Annotated in this window: 17 protein-coding genes; 4 read left to right on the top strand and 13 right to left on the bottom strand. The window is 71.5% G+C overall.

Features of this window, described 5'->3' with window-relative positions:
* Window positions 1-23: 23 nt before the first annotated feature.
* From P4R38_RS04300 to P4R38_RS04280, 5 genes are read right to left on the bottom strand one after another with little or no spacing between them, the layout of a single operon-like run.
* Window positions 24-1,451: a xylulokinase gene (locus tag P4R38_RS04300; RefSeq protein ID WP_277191182.1), complete on the bottom strand. Its 1,428-nt coding sequence runs from the start codon at window positions 1,449-1,451 to the stop codon at window positions 24-26.
* Between the two features lie 57 nt (window positions 1,452-1,508).
* On the bottom strand, window positions 1,509-3,008 hold the full coding sequence (locus P4R38_RS04295; protein WP_277191181.1) for a mannitol dehydrogenase family protein: 1,500 nt from the start codon (window positions 3,006-3,008) through the stop codon (window positions 1,509-1,511).
* Complete coding sequence (locus tag P4R38_RS04290; RefSeq protein ID WP_275240259.1) at window positions 3,005-3,871, bottom strand: carbohydrate ABC transporter permease; 867 nt, start codon at window positions 3,869-3,871, stop codon at window positions 3,005-3,007. Before P4R38_RS04290 ends, P4R38_RS04295 begins: the two co-directional genes overlap by 4 nt.
* On the bottom strand, window positions 3,868-4,782 hold the full coding sequence (locus P4R38_RS04285; RefSeq protein WP_277191180.1) for a carbohydrate ABC transporter permease: 915 nt from the start codon (window positions 4,780-4,782) through the stop codon (window positions 3,868-3,870). Before P4R38_RS04285 ends, P4R38_RS04290 begins: the two co-directional genes overlap by 4 nt.
* Window positions 4,779-6,137 (bottom strand): ABC transporter substrate-binding protein, encoded by a 1,359-nt coding sequence (locus tag P4R38_RS04280; RefSeq protein WP_277191179.1) that lies wholly within the window; start codon window positions 6,135-6,137, stop codon window positions 4,779-4,781. Before P4R38_RS04280 ends, P4R38_RS04285 begins: the two co-directional genes overlap by 4 nt.
* A 136-nt stretch (window positions 6,138-6,273) precedes the next feature.
* On the opposite strand from P4R38_RS04280, the gene P4R38_RS04275 reads away from it, so the two are divergent.
* Both P4R38_RS04275 and lpdA read left to right on the top strand, forming a co-directional pair.
* Window positions 6,274-7,254, top strand: coding sequence for a sugar-binding transcriptional regulator (locus P4R38_RS04275; protein ID WP_277191178.1), 981 nt, complete (start codon window positions 6,274-6,276; stop codon window positions 7,252-7,254).
* A 73-nt stretch (window positions 7,255-7,327) separates the two neighbouring features.
* Window positions 7,328-8,728, top strand: coding sequence for a dihydrolipoyl dehydrogenase (gene lpdA, locus P4R38_RS04270; RefSeq protein ID WP_277191177.1), 1,401 nt, complete (start codon window positions 7,328-7,330; stop codon window positions 8,726-8,728).
* Here lpdA and P4R38_RS04265 read toward each other — a convergent pair.
* Entirely contained in the window at window positions 8,725-9,681 is a 957-nt protein-coding gene (locus P4R38_RS04265; RefSeq protein ID WP_277191176.1) for an NAD(P)/FAD-dependent oxidoreductase, read from the bottom strand. The genes lpdA and P4R38_RS04265 overlap by 4 nt on opposite strands.
* Before the next feature lie 66 nt (window positions 9,682-9,747).
* On the opposite strand from P4R38_RS04265, the gene P4R38_RS04260 reads away from it, so the two are divergent.
* Window positions 9,748-10,323, top strand: a complete 576-nt coding sequence (locus P4R38_RS04260) for a helix-turn-helix domain-containing protein (protein WP_275240268.1) — start codon at window positions 9,748-9,750, stop codon at window positions 10,321-10,323.
* Window positions 10,324-10,402: 79 nt separating this feature from the next.
* Window positions 10,403-10,654, top strand: a complete 252-nt coding sequence (locus P4R38_RS04255; protein ID WP_277191175.1) for an SHOCT domain-containing protein — start codon at window positions 10,403-10,405, stop codon at window positions 10,652-10,654.
* Between the two features lie 6 nt (window positions 10,655-10,660).
* On the opposite strand, the gene P4R38_RS04250 is transcribed toward P4R38_RS04255, so the two are convergent.
* From P4R38_RS04250 to hisD, 7 genes are read right to left on the bottom strand one after another with little or no spacing between them, the layout of a single operon-like run.
* Complete coding sequence (locus tag P4R38_RS04250) at window positions 10,661-11,425, bottom strand: SseB family protein (protein WP_277191174.1); 765 nt, start codon at window positions 11,423-11,425, stop codon at window positions 10,661-10,663.
* Entirely contained in the window at window positions 11,422-12,156 is a 735-nt protein-coding gene (priA, locus tag P4R38_RS04245; protein ID WP_277191173.1) for a bifunctional 1-(5-phosphoribosyl)-5-((5-phosphoribosylamino)methylideneamino)imidazole-4-carboxamide isomerase/phosphoribosylanthranilate isomerase PriA, read from the bottom strand. Before priA ends, P4R38_RS04250 begins: the two co-directional genes overlap by 4 nt.
* Before the next feature lie 26 nt (window positions 12,157-12,182).
* The gene (gene hisH, locus P4R38_RS04240; protein ID WP_277191172.1) at window positions 12,183-12,809 is read right to left on the bottom strand and encodes an imidazole glycerol phosphate synthase subunit HisH; all 627 of its coding nucleotides are present in this window, start codon (window positions 12,807-12,809) and stop codon (window positions 12,183-12,185) included.
* Window positions 12,806-13,432 (bottom strand): hypothetical protein, encoded by a 627-nt coding sequence (locus tag P4R38_RS04235; protein WP_275240274.1) that lies wholly within the window; start codon window positions 13,430-13,432, stop codon window positions 12,806-12,808. Before P4R38_RS04235 ends, hisH begins: the two co-directional genes overlap by 4 nt.
* Window position 13,433: 1 nt before the next feature.
* A complete protein-coding gene (gene hisB / locus P4R38_RS04230; protein ID WP_275240276.1) occupies window positions 13,434-14,033 on the bottom strand; it encodes an imidazoleglycerol-phosphate dehydratase HisB in 600 nt (199 codons plus the stop codon).
* The gene (locus P4R38_RS04225; RefSeq protein ID WP_277191171.1) at window positions 14,030-15,163 is read right to left on the bottom strand and encodes a histidinol-phosphate transaminase; all 1,134 of its coding nucleotides are present in this window, start codon (window positions 15,161-15,163) and stop codon (window positions 14,030-14,032) included. The genes hisB and P4R38_RS04225 overlap by 4 nt, the downstream gene beginning before the upstream one ends.
* On the bottom strand, window positions 15,156-16,502 hold the full coding sequence (gene hisD, locus P4R38_RS04220; protein WP_275240278.1) for a histidinol dehydrogenase: 1,347 nt from the start codon (window positions 16,500-16,502) through the stop codon (window positions 15,156-15,158). Before hisD ends, P4R38_RS04225 begins: the two co-directional genes overlap by 8 nt.
* Between the last annotated feature and the right edge of the window lie 19 nt (window positions 16,503-16,521).

The following is a 16,521-nucleotide window of genomic DNA, read 5'->3' as shown; positions in this document are numbered from 1 at the left end:
CGACACCTCGTGCGGGACTCCCGTCAGCGCTTGCCGTACAGGCCGCGCTGCAGGTCGGCGTACTGGGACCGCACGTGCTCGTCCTGCTCCAGGTCCACGCGTCCGCTCGGCGGCTCGAGCTCGGTCTCGAGTGAGACGTCCCAGCGCGGCGGCTCCTCGCCGCCGGTGAGGACCCAGGCCGCCTGTCGAGCGGCCCCGACTCCGACGTACTCCCCCGGGGTCGGCACCACCACCGGCGCACCGAGCACGCGGGGCGCGACCTCACGCACCGCCGCCGACTGCGACGCACCGCCGATCATGAGCACGCGCTCGACGTGAGTTCCCTTCTCCCGCAGCGCATCCACGCTGTTCGCCAAGTTGCACAGCATGCCCTCGACGCACGCGCGGGCGAGGTTCTCCGGCGTGGCGTTCGCCCGGGTCAGTCCGCCCAGGGTGCCGGTGGCGTCCGGCAGGTTGGGCGTGCGCTCGCCGTCCAGGTACGGCAGCAGGCTGAGCCCGTCGGCGCCCGGCTCGGCCGCCAGCGCCAACCGGTCGAGACCGGCCAGGTCCGTGCCCAGCAGGTGCGCACCCGCCGTCAGCACGCGCGCGGCGTTGAGGGTGCACGCCAGCGGCAGGTGCCCGCCGGTTGCGCTCGCGAACCCCGCGACGTACCCGTCGGCATCGCCGACCGCTGCGTCGTGCTCGGCGAACACCGCGCCGCTGGTGCCGAGCGAGACCACCACGTCGCCGGGCCGCAGGCCCAGCCCGAGAGCGGCGCCCATGTTGTCGCCCGTCCCCGGACCGACCACCATCCCGGAGTCGGTGACTCCCGCACGCTCCGCGGGTCCGAGGACGCGCGGCACCTCGACCGCGCGGCCGAGCGCGCGCTCCATCAGGTCCAGCCGGTAGTCGTCGGTCAGCGCCGACCAGTAGCAGGTACCCGAGGCGTCGCCGCGGTCGGTCGTCCAGCCGCCGAACCCGCCCGCCTGCTGCAGGATCCGACCGGTCAGCCAGTCGTGGGGCAGCACCACGGTGTGCGTGCGCCGGGCGTTGGCGGCCTCGTGCTCGGCCAGCCAGCGCAGCTTGGTGACGGTGAAGCTCGCGACCGGCACGCAGTCCACCGCGTCGACCCAGGCCTGCGCGCCACCGAGCTCGGACACCAGGTCGCGCGCCGCGTCGGCTGAGCGGGTGTCGTTCCACAGCAGCGCATCTCGTACGAGTGCGTCGTCCTCGTCGAGCGTGACCATGCCGTGCTGCTGACCGCCGACCGCGATCGCCTCGACGTCGTCGAGCAGGCCGTCGGCCGTCGCCTCGGTGTAGGCGGTCCACCAGTGGTCGGCACTCACCTCGGTGCCGTCGGGGTGCGCGGCTCGACCCATGCGTACCACCGCACCGGAGTCCGCGTCGCACACCACGACCTTGCACGACTGGGTCGACGAGTCGACCCCGGCCACCAGACGTCGCTGTCCCATGACTCCCATCCTGGTCCAGAACCGCTCAGCGTGCCGGGACGTACGCCGTCGGCACCGTCACGCGCCGCGGAGCGCGTCGACCGTGGCCTGGGTCGTCGCGCGCGCACCGCTGTGGTGCAACGCCTCGAGCGAGGCGAGGTACGGCGCCGTGAACCGCTCCTGCTCGGCCAGGTCGCCGAACAGGGTCGGGTCGCGCAGGAACGCCAGCGGGTCCTCCTGCTGCGCGGCGGCTGCGGCCATGACCGCCTCCTTGCGGTGGTCGACGACCTCGATGGGCTCGCCCTGCTCGTCCACACCCTCGGCGTACCTCGCCCAGGCGGCGACCACCAGGGCCGAGCGCCCGACCTGCCCGCCCGAGGCAAGGTTGTCGCGGATCACCGGCACCAGCCACTTGGGGATGCGGTCCGAGCTCTCCGCGCACAGCCGGGCCAGCGTGTCGCGTACCTGCGGGTTCGCGAACCGCTCGATCAGGGTGTGGCAGTACGCGTCGAGGTCGACGCCGGGGACCTCCGGAAGCGTCGGGCGCCCCTCCTCGTTCATGTAGCCGAGCAGGAACTCCACGAACAGCGGGTCCTGGCAGACCTCGTGCGCGTACCGGTACCCGGACAGGTAGCCGAGGTAGCACAGCGACTGGTGGCTGGCGTTGAGCAGCCGCAGCTTCATCAGCTCGTACGGCACGACGTCGTCGACGACCTGGACGCCGACGTCCTCCAACGGCGGCCGCCCCAGCGGGAACTCGTCCTGCAGCACCCACTGGGTGTACGGCTCGCACACCACCGGCCAGCCGTCCTGCACGCCGAACTCCTGCGCGAGCGCCTCCTTGTCGGCGTCCGCGGTCACCGGCGTGATGCGGTCGACCATGGCGTTCGGGAACGCGACGTGCGCGGTCATCCAGTCCGCGAGCCCGGGGTCCTTCAGCCGCGCGAACGCGATCATCGTCTTGCGGGCGACGTCGCCGTTGCCGGGCAGGTTGTCGCAGGACATGACGGTGAACGGCGGTGTGCCCGCGTCCTTGCGCCGGCGCAGCGCCTCGACCACGTAGCCGAAGGCGGTGGACGGGACCGCCCCTTGCGCCAGGTCGCCCTGGATGGACGGGTGCTCGGCGTCGAACTCCCCCGTCGACTGGTTGATCAGGTAGCTGCCCTCGGTGATCGTCAGCGACACGATCCGCGTCTGCGGGTCGGTCATCCGCGCGAGGACCGCCTCCGGATCGTCCGGAGCGAGCAGCATCCCGACGATCGAGCCGATGACGCGCGGCTCGCGCCGGCCGTCCGGGTGCTTGAGCACCAGGGTGTAGAGGCCGTCCTGGGCGTTCAGCGTCTCGACGATGCGCTTGTCGTGCGCGAGGACGCCCACGCCGACGATGCCCCAGTCCAGCGCCTCGCCCTGGTTCATGAGGGCGTCGAGGTACATCGCCTGGTGGGCCCGGTGGAAGCCCCCGACGCCCAGGTGGACGACGCCGGGCGTGACGGCCGAGCGGTCGTACGACGGCGTCGCGACCGCGGGATCGAGGTCGCCGACCGTGGCCTGGGAGAGCGCGACCGGCGCCGGGCTCATCGCACCGCACCCATCGACAGCCCCTGGACCAGCTTGTCCTGAGCCGCGAACCCGGCCGCGAGCACCGGAAGCGACACCACCAGCGACGCCGCGCAGACCTTGGCCAGGAAGAGTCCCTGGCTGGTCACGAAGCCGGTGAGGAAGACCGGTGCGGTCTCCGCGCGCGTGCCCGTCAGCACCCGGGCGAACAGCAGCTCGTTCCAGGAGAAGATGAAGCAGATGAGCGCCGCGGCGGCGATGCCCGGTGCGACGACCGGGGCGACGATCTCGCGCAGGGTGCGCACGAGTCCCGCCCCGTCGACCTGCGCGGCCTCCAGCATCTCGGTGGGCACCTCCGAGAGGAACGACCGCAGCATCCACACCGCGATCGGCAGGTTCATCGAGGTGTAGAGGATGATCAGCAGCCAGATGTTGTCCAGCAGGTTCACCTTCTGCGCGAACAGGTAGACCGGCAGCAGGCCCGCCACCACCGGCAGGAACTTGGTGGACAGGAAGAAGAACATCACGTCGCTCCACTTCTTGACCGGCTTGATCGACAGCGCGTACGCGGCCGGGAGCGCCAGCAGCAGGACGAGCAGCGTCGAGACGACGCTCGCGGTGAGCGAGTTCGCCAGCGGCGGCCACGGCCCGGAGTCGAAGAAGGAGCGGTACCCCTCCAGGCTGAGCGGTGCCGCGAGCTTCGGCGGGTTCGCGGCCGCGTCCTGCTCGGTGTGGAACGAGGTGAGGATCATCCACAGCACGGGCAGGACGAACAGCACCGCGATGATCCAGGCCGCGCCGGTGAGCAGCACCCCGGACCGGGGCTGCTTCGCGTGGCGGATCTCCAGGTCGGTGGCCGCGGGACGAGCGAGGGTGGTGGTCATCGTGACTCCTCCTGGAACAGGCTCAGCACCGTGCGCAGCGCGAAGGTCGCGATGATGATCGTCCCGATCACCACGACCACACCGGCGGCGGACGCGCGTCCGTAGTCATGGGCGGTGTAGAAGGTCTGGTAGATGAAGTACGGCAGGTTGGCGGTGCCGAGACCGCCGGAGGTGATGGTGAAGACCGCGTCGAAGTTCTGGACCACGTAGATCGCCCCGAGCAGTCCGGACAGCTCGATGTACGGCCGCAGGTGGGGCAGGGTCATGTTGCGGAAGATCTGCCACGACGACGCGCCGTCGATGCGCGCGGCCTCGACGACGTCCATCGGACGGCTCTGCAGACCCGCGAGCAGGATCAGCATCATGAACGGCGTCCACTGCCACACCAGCGCGACGACGATCGAGATCAGCGGGTTGTCGGTGATCCAGTCCTTCTGCGGCGCGCTGTCACCGAAGATGCCGCGCAGCAGCCCGTTGAGCAGTCCGTACTCCGGGTTGTAGAGCGCGTGCTTCCACAGCAGCGCCGCCGCGACCGGCACGACCAGGAACGGGGTGATCATCAGCGTGCGGGCGATGCTCCGGCCGCGGAACTTGCGGTCCAGCAGCAGCGCGACGATCAGCCCCAGGATCAGGGAAATGAGGACGACGCCGACGGTCAGCAGCACCGTCACGAGGATCGCCTTGCGGGCGTTGACGTCGGTGAGGACGCTCTGGAAGTTGTCCAGGCCGGCGAACCCGCGGTCGTTCGGGTAGTAGGCGTTCCAGTTCATGAACGACACGACCAGCGTGACCAGGAACGGCAGCTGGGTCACGATGATCATGAAGATCAGTGCCGGCAGGAGCGGAGCACGGCGTGCCCACGCCCCCGCCCGGCCGAGAGCCGAGTCTCCTCGTGCGGCAACGGTGCTCACTTGCCCTCCCGCTTCCGGTACTGGGTCGCGACGTCGTCCGCGAGCTGCTGCCCGAGGTTCAGGGCGCTGCGGACGGTGGTCTTGCCGGCGATGGCCGAGCTGACCTCCTGACTGACCTGGGTGCCCAGGTCGGGGAACTCCGGGATGTCGACGAACTGGATGCCCGGCGCCGGACGTGGCTGCAGGCCGGGGTTGTTCGGGTTCACCGACTCGATGGCCTGCTTCGTCTGGGCCGCGAACGGGCCCGCCGAGGCGAGGTACTGCGGGTTCGTGTAGGTCGACGCCCGCTTGCCCGCCGGGACCGACGACCAGCCGACCCGCTGGCCGACGAGGTTCTCGTACTTCTTGCTGCTGGCCCAGGCGATGAACTTCCAGGCGTTGTCCTGGTGGCTGCTGGCCTTCTCGATCGCCCATGCCCAGGTGTAGAGCCAGCCGGCGCTCTTGGTCTTCACGACGGGTGCCGGTGCGTACCCGATCTTCCCCTTGACCGGCGAGCCCGCCATCTCCAGCGAGCCGGCGGCGGACGTCGCGTCGTACCACATGGCGACGCTGCCCTGGGTGAGGTTGTTGAGGCACTCGGTGAACCCGGCCTGCGGTGCGCCCTTCTCACCGTGCTTGCGCACCAGGTCGACGTAGAACTGGGTGGCCTGGGTGAACTCGGGTGAGTCGACCTTCGGCGTCCAGTCCTGGTCGAACCACGTCCCGCCGTAGGTGTTGACCACGGTGGTGAGGGGGGCGAACAGCTGGCCCCAGCCGGGCTGGCCGCGCAGGCAGATGCCGGCCATGCCCGGCCGGGCGCCGTCGACCTTGGCCGCGATGTCGGCGACCTGCTTCCAGGTCGGCTTCGCCGGCATGGTGATGCCCTTGGAGGCGAGCACGTCCTTGCGGTACATCAGGAAGGAGGACTCGCCGTAGAACGGCTGCCCGTAGACCTTGCCCTCCGCCGTGAGCGCCGTGGCCATCGGCTTGAGGATGTCGGCCTGGTCGAACTCCGGGTCGGCCTTGATGTAGTCGTCCATCGGCGCGACCCAGCCGCTCTTGGCGTAGATCGGGATCTCGAAGTTGCTCAGGGTCGCGACGTCGTACTGGCCGGCCTGGCTGGAGAACTCCTGGCTGGCCTTGTCGCGCAGGTCGTTCTCCGGCAGCACCGTGAAGTTGACCTTGATCCCGGTCTCGCGGGTGAACTGCGGCGCGAGCTTCTGCAGGTCGATCATCTGCGGGTTGTTCACCATCAGGACGTTGACGGTGTCGCCGCCACCGCCGCCGACACCACCGCCCCACCCCGCGCACGACGCCACGCTCGTCGCCATCGCGACCGCCGCGCCTGTCGCCAACAACTTCCTCCGCCGTCGCATCTGGCCTCCTTGCCGCTGCGTCCGCGCCATCACCGGTTCTGCTCATATGAGCATGTGCGTGCACGTTTGAGTGTAGTGTTCCAGATCACATCGCCGCGTGCACGGAAACGCGGCGCCCGAAGGCAGAGGCGGTCGCATGGGCCCGGTCGACTCCGCCGACGACCGGCGGCTGCTCGCGACGGTCGCGCGCCGCTACTACCTGCAGGACGCCTCGAAGGTGCAGATCGCGCAGGAGCTCGGGCTGAGCCGGTTCAAGGTGGCCAGGCTGCTGACCGAGGCTCGCGACCGGGGCGTCGTCCGGATCGAGATCGCTCCCCAGGCCGCCGTCGACACCGCGCTGTCCGAGCAGCTCATCGAGCACCTCGGCCTGCGGCACGCCGCGGTCGTCGACGTCCCGCTGTTCTCCGACGACGCGCAGGCCGCCGTCCACCTGCGCGAGGAGATCGGGCGTACGGCGGCCGTCCTGCTCCACCAGGTCCTCGGCGAGGGCGACGTGCTCGGGCTGCCGTGGTCGCGCACCGTCTCGGCGATGGTGACCGCCCTCGAGACGCTGCCGCGGGTGCCGGTGGTCCAGCTGAGCGGGGCCCTGACCGTCACCGACGTGGCGGCCACCCCGGTGGACGTGGTGCGCGAGGCCGCGCGCCTGAGCGGCGGGCCGGCCCACCACTTCTACGCCCCGCTCGTGGCCGCCGACATCGAGAGCGCCCGGATGATGCAGCGTCAGCCGAGTGTGGCCGGGACGTTCGCGCACATCGACGACGTGACGGTCGCGGTGGTCGGCATCGGCGCGTGGCTGCCCGGTGAGTCGACCATCATCGACCTCGTCGACGCCCCCACGGCCGCGGCGCTCACCGCCGCCGGCACCGTCGGGGAGATCTCCGGCGCGTTCATCGACGCTGAGGGCAACGCCGTGGACAGCGAGCTGGCGCAGCGCCTCATCACCGTCTCGGTCGACCAGCTGCGCGCCGTCCCGCACGTCATCGGGCTCGTCACCGGCCCGAGCCGCGCCGGCGTGGTGCGCGCCGCCGTCGGCGGTGGCCTGGTCGACAGCCTCGTCACCGACAGCGAGCTGGCGACCGCGCTGCTCGCGACCGAACCAGTCATCACGCGTTCGTGAGCCACCCCACAGGGCGTCCGCTCGCTCGACCGCGGCGTCGGGCGGCCAGGAGGGCGGAGATAGGCTCTGGCGCGTGGCTGATCACTTTGATGTCGTAGTCCTGGGAGCCGGTCCGGGTGGTTATGTCGCGGCGATCCGCGCGGCGCAGCTCGGTAAGACCGTTGCGGTCATCGAGAAGAAGTACTGGGGCGGTGTCTGCCTCAACGTCGGGTGCATCCCCTCCAAGTCGCTGCTGCGCAACGCCGAGCTGGCGCACATCATCACGAACGAGAAGAAGAAGTTCGGGATCAGCGGCGAGGCGACCATGGACTTCGGCGCCACCCACCAGCGCAGCCGCGGCGTCGCGGACGCCAGCGCCAAGGGCGTGCACTACCTGATGAAGAAGAACAAGATCACCGAGATCGACGGGTGGGGGATGTTCACCGACGCGCACACGATCGACGTCGAGCTGAACGCCGGTGAGCACCAGACGGTGACCGCGGACAACGTCATCATCGCCACCGGCGCGACCGTGCGCCTGGTGCCGGGCGTCACCCTCTCCGAGAACGTCGTGACGTACGAGGAGCAGATCCTCGACGGCAACCTCCCGAAGTCGGTCGTCATCGGCGGCAGCGGCGCGATCGGCGTCGAGTTCGCGTATGTGATGAAGTCCTTCGGCGTCGAGGTCACCATCGTGGAGTTCCTGGACCGCATGGTGCCCACCGAGGACGCCGACGTGTCCAAGGAGCTGCTGCGCCAGTACAAGAAGCTCGGCGTCAAGGTGCTGCTGTCGACCGCCGTCAAGGGCGTCGAGGACACCGGCTCCGGCGTCCGCGTCACGGTGGCTCCGGCCGCCGGCGGCGACGAGCAGGTGCTCGAGGCCGACCGCTTCCTCGCCGCGTTCGGCTTCGCGCCGCGCATCGAGGGGTACGGCATCGAGGGCACCGGGGTCCAGCTCACCGAGCGCAAGGCGATCGCGGTCGACGAGCGCGGCCGCACCAACGTCGAGGGCGTCTACGCGATCGGCGACTGCACCGGCAAGCTGATGCTGGCGCACACCGCCGAGGCCATGGGTGTCGTCGCCGCCGAGACCATCGGCGACGCCGAGACCGTCGAGATCGACTTCGACATGATCCCGCGGGCCACGTTCTGCCAGCCGCAGATCGCCTCGTTCGGCTACAGCGAGGAGCAGGCCAAGGAGAAGGGGTACGACGTCAAGGTCGCCTCCTTCCCGTTCTCGGCCAACGGCAAGGCCCGCGGCATGGGCGAGGGCGTCGGGTTCGTGAAGATCGTCGCCGACGCCGCCCACAACGAGATCATCGGCGGGCACCTGATCGGCCCGGAGGTCACCGAGCTGCTGCCCGTGCTGACGCTGGCCCAGAAGTGGGACCTCACCGCCGACGAGGTGGCCCGCAACATCTTCGCCCACCCCACGCTGAGCGAGGCCGTGAAGGAAGCCATCGAGGGCATCGCCGGCCACATGATCAACCTCTAGGCGGTCGTCCGGCTCGCCTGCTGCTGCACCGCGAGCCGGACCTCCTCCTGGACCATGTCCATGTTCACGGCGGCGCCGGCGAGGTTCCCCGCGGCCGCCGCGTTGATCACCTGCATCCGCACGTCGGCGGCATTGCCGGCCGCCCAGACGCCGGGGACCGTCGTGGCGCCCATGTCGTCGACCGTCACCTGACGACCCATCCCCGGCAGCTCGGTCATCTCCAGGCCGAGCCGGTCCGGCAGGTCGCGCGGCGCCTCCATCCGGGTGCCGACGACCAGCACGTCGAGCGGCAGGACCGCACCCGATCCGGTGCGTACGCCGGTGAGCCGGTCGTCCTCGACGACCAGCTCGGCGACGGGGCCGGTCACGATCTCGATGCCCCGGGCCTCCAGCGCGGTGCGCGTCTCGGCGTCCGGGTCGGTGTCGCCGGCGAGGAAGGTGACCCGGTCGGACAGCTGCCGGAACAGCTGCGCCTGGTGCGCGCTCATCGGCCCGGTCGCCAGGACCGCGATGCGCTGGTCGCGCACCTCCCAGCCGTGGCAGTACGGGCAGTGGATCACGTCGCGACCCCACCGCTCGCGAATGCCGGGGACGTCCGGCAGCACGTCGCGCAGACCGGTGGCCAGCACGACGCGGCCAGCGTCGTACGTCGCGCCACTCGTGGTGGTCGCCGTGAATCCGGTTGCCGTACGGTCGATCTCGGCGATCGAGTCACCGACGATGTCCACGCCGTACGCGGCCACCTCCGCGCGTCCCGCCGCCAGCAGGTCGCTCGGTGGCGCGCCGTCGCGGGAGAGGAACGCCTGCATGTGAGCCGCCGGTGCGTTGCGCGGCTCGCCCGCGTCGACCACCAGGACGGACCGGCGCGACCGTCCGAGCACGAGAGCGGCGCTGAGGCCGGCGGGACCACCGCCGATGACCAGGACGTCGTACTGCTGCTGGGTGTCGTTCATGCAGCGACTGTGCCTCCGGAGCAGAGGCGCTGGCAAACATCCTTGCCGTAATGGCAAGGTGATCTCATGACCGACCTGGCGAAGATCATCGACGGCATCGGCCCTCGGTTGCGTTCGGTGCGGCAGGAGCGGGAGATCACCCTCGCCGACCTGTCCGAGCGCACCGGTGTCTCGGTCAGCACGCTCTCCCGGCTGGAGTCGGGGCAGCGCAAGGCCACCCTGGAGCTGCTGCTGGCGCTGGCCGGCGCGTACCGCCTGTCCCTGGACGAGCTCGTCGGCTCACCCGCGGTCGGTGACCCTCGCGTCCGGACCCAGGCGCGGCGCCACGGCTCGATGACGATGATCCCGCTGTCGGTGCAGCCCGGTCAGGTCCAAGTCTTCAAGCTCGTCTTCCACGAGCGCACCAGTCCCGAGCACCCCAGACCACGCACTCATGAGGGTTACGAGTGGCTGTACGTCCTGGAGGGACGGCTGCGGCTGCTGCTCGGCGACCAGGACCTCGTGCTGACGCGGGGCGAGGCGGTGGAGTTCGACACCCGGGTCCCCCACTGGTTCGGGTCTGCCGACGACAAGCCGGTCGAGGCGCTCAGCATGTTCGGGACCCAGGGCGTCAAGGTCCACCTGCGGGCGCGCGCCGGCTGAGGCTCGTACGCACGGTGCGCAGGGCGATCTCAACGCCCGGCGGACGCGCCGACCGCGCGTCTCGCCGAGTCTGGACGGCATGACCACTGCACTGCTCCAGCTCACCGCCGACAGCACCGACCACTGGGACGGCCCGCCCTGGCCGTTCTTCCCGATCTTCCCGATTCTGTGGCTTCTCGTCGTCGGGACGTTCATCTACGTCGTCTCCCGACGGTGGCGCGGCGGCCGTCACGACGCCGTCGGGACGGTTCGCGACCTGTACGCTCGCGGCGAGATCAGCGCCGACGAGATGCGGCAGCGGCTGGACACCCTGAAGGCCAACCGCCGCTGACCAGGCTCAGCGCCCGCCCGGGTCGGCGGGTCCGGCGGCCTGCAGCGCGAAGGCCAGGCCGTCGATCCGCGCCCTGACCTCCCCGTCGGTCGCGATCCGCTCCCCCACGCGGGTCGCGACCTCGCGCAGCTCGTTCTGCGACAGGCCGGGGCGGACGCCGAGGACGACGCGCAGGACCCCCGGGCCGGCGTCGGAGCCGTCCTCGCAGCGGACTTCCTCCACGGCGGGGTCGTCGCGGACCGCAGCCGCGACGGCTGAGCGGACGTGCTCGTCCTGGTGGGCCGGGATCCACGCGCGCTGCTGCGCGAGGGCCCACACCATGCTCGGTCGCAGCACCACCTGGTGCGGTGACCCGACGTCCAGGACGATCACGTCACAGCGCTCGGAGACCGCCGCCTGGGCCGCACGCGCGCTGGTGACCGGCGAGGGACGGGCGCCCTCGTCCCAGCGCGCCAGCGCCTCCACCCCGGAGAACACCGGGAGCGCGCGCTGCCCGTCGGGAGCGGTCAGGGTTACCACGGCCATGTCGGTGGACTTCTCCACGGCGAGGTCGCCCGAGTCGTCGATCTCGGTGGGGGCGGCCACCACCGGGACGAGCAGGCGCGCCTCGGCGACCGCGCGCATCAGCCGCAGCTCGTCGCCCGGGTCCGCCAGCGCGGCGACGAGCCCGGCGTCGGCCGAGCCGGTGTCGTCGTCGAAGCCCGTTCCGCTGAGGCTGCGGCCGTGCCACTCCTGGCCGGCGGAGTCGGTGCTGTCCGAGCCGTCGGTCATGACCGGCCCGCCACGTCGAGCGCCTCGGGCAGCGTGAACGCCTTTCGGTAGAGGGCCGACCCGACGATCGCGCCCTCGACGCCGTCGCCGACCAGGCCGCGCAGCGCCGCCAGGTCCTCGAGCGTGGAGATGCCGCCGGAGGCGACGACCGGGCGGTCGGTGCGCTCACACACCTGCTGCAGGAGCGCGACGTTCGGACCCTGCAGCATGCCGTCCTTGGCCACGTCGGTGACGACGTACCGGCTGCAGCCCTCGGAGTCCAGCCGCGCCAGCGTCTCCCACAGGTCGCCGCCCTCGCGGGTCCAGCCCCGGGCGGCGAGTGTCGTGCCGCGCACGTCGAGCCCGACCGCGACCTGGTCCCCGTACGTCGCGATCGCCTCCCGGGTCCACTCCGGGTCCTCCAGGGCGGCGGTGCCGAGGTTCACCCGGCGGCAGCCGGTCGCGAGAGCGGCCCGCAACGTCTCCTCGTCCCGGATCCCGCCGGACATCTCCACCTTGATGTCGAGCCGGCCCACGATGTCGGCGAGCAGGTCGCCGTTGGACCCCCGGCCGAAGGCGGCGTCCAGGTCGACCAGATGGATCCACTCCGCGCCCTGGTCCTGCCAGGCCTTCGCGGCCTCCCACGGGTCGCCGAACTCGCCGCCGGTGCCGGCGACGCCTTGCACCAGCTGGACGGCACGACCGTCCGCGACATCGACGGCCGGGAGCAGCTCCAGGCGGGCAGTGGTCACTGAGTGTCCTTTCGTTGCAACAACGTTCAGAGTGTCTCGAGCCAGGCGCTGAGCAGCTGGGCCCCGGCGTCGCCGGACTTCTCGGGATGGAACTGGGTCGCGCTCACCGGACCGTCCTCGACCGCGGCGACGAACCGGTCGCCGTGCTCGGCCCACGTGGTCAGCGGACGCGCACCGTCGCGTACCGGAGCCTCGTGCGCGGCGAAGGAGTGCACGAAGTAGAAGCGCTCACCCTCCAGCCCGCGCAGCAGCCGGGTGCCGGGTGGTGGCTCGACGGTCGACCAGCCCATGTGCGGCACCACCGGCCCGGTGAGCCGGGTGACCGCTCCCGACCACAGGCCGAGACCGGGATGGGTGCCGACGGCGCTCGTCTCGGTCGAGTCGACGAACATCGCCTGCATGCCGACGCACACGCCGAGGACGGGGGCGCCGGCGACCACCCGCTCGCGGATCAGGGTGTCACCGCCGACGCCGACCAGACCCTGTACACACGCGTGGAAGTTGCCGACCCCGGGGACGTACAGGCCGTCGGCGCGCCGGACCGCCCGCGGGTCGGCCGTCAGCTCGACGTCGGCCCCGACCCGTTCGAGCATGCGCACGACCGATCTGACGTTGCCGCTGCCGTAGTCCAGGACGACGACGCGTCGGCTCACGAGAGGTCCTCCTGCTCCGCCCGGATGGCGCGGTCCTCGCCGACGACCCGCTCGAACCGGGCGACGTCCCGCTCCCCCGGTGTCACCAGCGTGGCGTCGGGCTGGGTCGGGACACCCGAACCCGACAGCATCCGGCCGGCGGGCAGGGCCAGCGCGTCGATCAGATCGCGCAGGAGGTCCAGCGACTCGCCCTCGGTCGAGCGCAGCAGCGACCGCAGGGTCTGGGTCTCCTCGGGCGCGACGCCGACCACGTCCAGCAGGTCGCTGGAGCGCAGCGGCGACAGACCGTGGACGCGCTGCGCGCCGTGGCCCGGCTCCCACACCAGCCAGCGCGGGATGGTCCGCCAGCCGCGCCGCTGCACGACGACGACCGCGCGCCCGTCGATCGAGAAGAACCCCACCGACCCGCGGAAGCCGTGCGGCACCGGGCGGTTGGCGAGCATCGTCAGCCCGTCGTCGTACGGTGCCTTCGCAGCGGACTCACCGGCCGCGACGACGGCCGTCCAGCCGCCGACGGGGAGCACGTACGCGGGTACGGTCCCACGTGCCACCCAGCTGCCGACCCTGCGCGGCTCGCCCTGCAGCAGCAGCAGGCCCGGGAGGGTCGACGCGGTCGCGGTCATCTCAGAGCGCCCCCTTGGCACTCGGGATGCCCTTGACCCGGGGATCGAGCGCGACGGCCGCCCGCAGCGCCCGGGCCAGCGCCTTGAACTGTGCCTCGACGATGTGGTGCGGGTCGCGCCCGGAGAGGACGCGGATGTGCAGCGCGATCGCCGCGTGGTGGGCGAAGGACTCCATCACGTGCTGGGTGAGCGAGCCGGTGTACGTCCCGCCGATGATCGCGTACACCTGGCCCTCGGGCTCGCCGGTGTGGACGCAGTACGGCCGGCCGGCGACGTCGACGACGGCGTGCACGAGGGCCTCGTCCAGCGGGACGGTCGCGTCCCCGAAACGGGCGATGCCGCTCTTGTCGCCGAGCGCCTCGCGGACCGCCTGGCCGAGCACGATCGCGGTGTCCTCGACGGTGTGGTGGGCATCGACGTCCAGGTCGCCGCTCGCCTCGACGCGCAGGTCGATCAGGCTGTGCTTGGCCAGGCTCTCCAGCATGTGGTCGTAGAACCGCACGCCGGTGCTGACCTCCGCCGTCCCCGAGCCGTCGAGGTCGAGCCACAGGTCGACCGAGCTCTCCTTGGTCGTGCGCGTGATCTGCGCCGTCCGGCTCATCGGACCTGCTCCTCTCGGTCGCTGCCGCCGACGCTCGCCAGCGCGGCGAGCACGGCGTCGGTCTCCTGCGGCGTCCCGGCCGTGATCCGCAGGTGGTGCGGGATCCCGACGTCACGGACGAGGACACCTTCCTCCAGCAGAGCCTGCCAGGTCCGGGGGGCGTCCACGAACCCACCGACGAGAACGAAGTTCGCGTCGCTCGGGACGGGTCGCAGCCCGAGCGACAGGGCGCCGTCGACCAGACGGTCCCGCTCGGTCTTGATCGCCTCGACCATGCCGAGCATCAGGTCGGCGTGCTCGAGCGCCGCGAGCGCCACCGCCTGGGTCACCGCGGACAGGTGGTACGGCAGCCGGACCAGCCGGAGCAGCTCGGTGAGCTGCGCGTCGGCGGCGAGATAACCCAGCCGTACGCCCGCGAACGCGAACGCCTTGCTCATCGTGCGGGTGACGACGAGGCGGTCGCGTCCGGCCAGCAGTGTCGTCGCGCTCGGCGTGCCGGGGCGGGCGAACTCGGCGTACGCCTCGTCCACCACGATTACCGCGTGCGGGGCCGCGTCGTACACCGCCGCGACGACGTCGAGGGACAACGCGGTGCCGGTCGGGTTGTTCGGCGAGGTGAGGAAGACGAGGTTCGGGTCGGTGGTGCGGGCCTGTTCGACCGCGCGGTCGACGTCGAGGTCGAAGAGCCCGTCGGCACTCCCCCGCAGCCCGTCGACCCACTCCGTCCCGAGCGAGCGGGTGATGATCGGGTGCATGGAGTACGACGGCGTGAAGCCCAGCGCCGTCCGCCCCGGCCCGCCGAACGCCTGCACCAGGTGGGAGAGCACCTCGTTGCTGCCGTTGCCGGCCCACAGCTGGTCCGCGCTCAGCACCGGCCCGGTCGTCCGGGTGAGGTAGGCGGCCAGCTCCGTCCGCAGCCGGGTGAACTCGCGGTCGGGGTAGCGGTTCAGGCTCGCCGCGACCTCGCCGACGCGCTCGACGATCGTCTGCACGACCGCGTCCGGCACCGGGTAGGAGGACTCGTTGGTGTTGAGGGCGACGGGTACGTCCAGCTGCGGCGCGCCGTACGGAGTCCGGCCCTGCAGGTCGGGACGCAGCAGCGCCCGCACCCCGGTGACCGGCTCACTCATCGGACTCGAAGCGCGCCGTGACCGCCTCGCCGTGCGCCGGCAGGTCCTCCGCCTGCGCGAGGGTCGTCACGACACCGGCCACCTCGCGCAGCGCGTCCTGGGTGTAGTCGACGACGTGGATGCCGCGCAGGAACGACTGCACCGACAGACCCGAGCTGTGGCAGGCGCAGCCGCCGGTCGGCAGGACGTGGTTGGAGCCCGCGGCGTAGTCGCCCAGGCTGACCGGGGCGTACGCGCCAACGAAGATCGCGCCCGCGTTGCGGATCCGGGCGGCGACCGCCGCGGCGTCGCGGGTCTGGATCTCCAGGTGCTCGGCCGCGTACGCGTCCACGACCCGCACACCAGCCTCGACGTCGTCGACCAGGACGATGCCGGACTGCTCACCTGTCAACGAGATGCGGATGCGCTCGGCGTGCTTGGTCCGGGCCACCCGGCGCTCCAGCGCCGCCTCCACGGCGGTGGCGAGCTCCTCGCTGTCGGTGACGAGCACCGCGGCCGCGAGGGTGTCGTGCTCCGCCTGGCTGATGAGGTCGGCCGCCACGTGCTCGGCGTCCGCGGTCTCGTCGGCGAGGATCGCGATCTCGGTCGGGCCCGCCTCGGAGTCGATGCCGATCAGACCCTTGAGCAGCCGCTTGGCCGCCACGACGTAGATGTTGCCCGGACCGGTGACGAGGCTGACCGGCTCGCACACGGTCGTGCCGTCGTCCTCGCGGGCGCCGTAGGCGAACATCGCGATCGCCTGAGCACCGCCGACCGCGTAGACCTCGTCCACGCCCAGCAGCGCGCACGCGGCCAGGATGGTCGGGTCGGGGTAGCCGGCGAACGCCCCGGTGTTGGAGCGCTGCGGCGGGCTCGCCACCGCGAGCGAGGTGACGCCGGCCGCCTGCGCGGGCACGACGTTCATGACCACGCTGCTGGCGAGGACGGCGACGCCGCCGGGGACGTACAGGCCGACCCGGTCGACCGGCACCCACCGCTCGGTGACGGTGCCGCCCGGCGCGACGTGGGTCGTGGTGTCGGTGCGTCGCTGATCGTCGTGGACGAGCCGCGCCCGCCGGATCGCCTCGGTGAGCGCCGCCCGGATGTCGGGGTCGAGCTGCTCCAGCGCGGCGGCCAGCACCTCGCCCGGGACGCGCAACGACTGCGGCCGGACCTGGTCGAACCGCTCGGACAGCTCGCGCAGCGCCTCGGCGCCGTGATGCCGTACCTGCTCGCAGATCGGTCGAACGACGTCGAGGGCTGCCTCGACGTCGAAGGCCGCCCGGGGCAACGTGTCGCGCAGGCCGCGCGCGTCGAGGGACGCGAGCGCAGGACCGCGCAGGTCGGTACGTGTGATCACCTGATCGATTCTACGAACC

Origin of the sequence: Luteipulveratus flavus, assembly GCF_029439465.1 — a bacterium.
GTDB classification, from domain to species: domain Bacteria; phylum Actinomycetota; class Actinomycetes; order Actinomycetales; family Dermatophilaceae; genus Luteipulveratus; species Luteipulveratus flavus.
The sequence above is the reverse complement of the archived record's forward strand: the minus strand, read 5'-3'. Positions and strand labels throughout refer to the sequence as shown.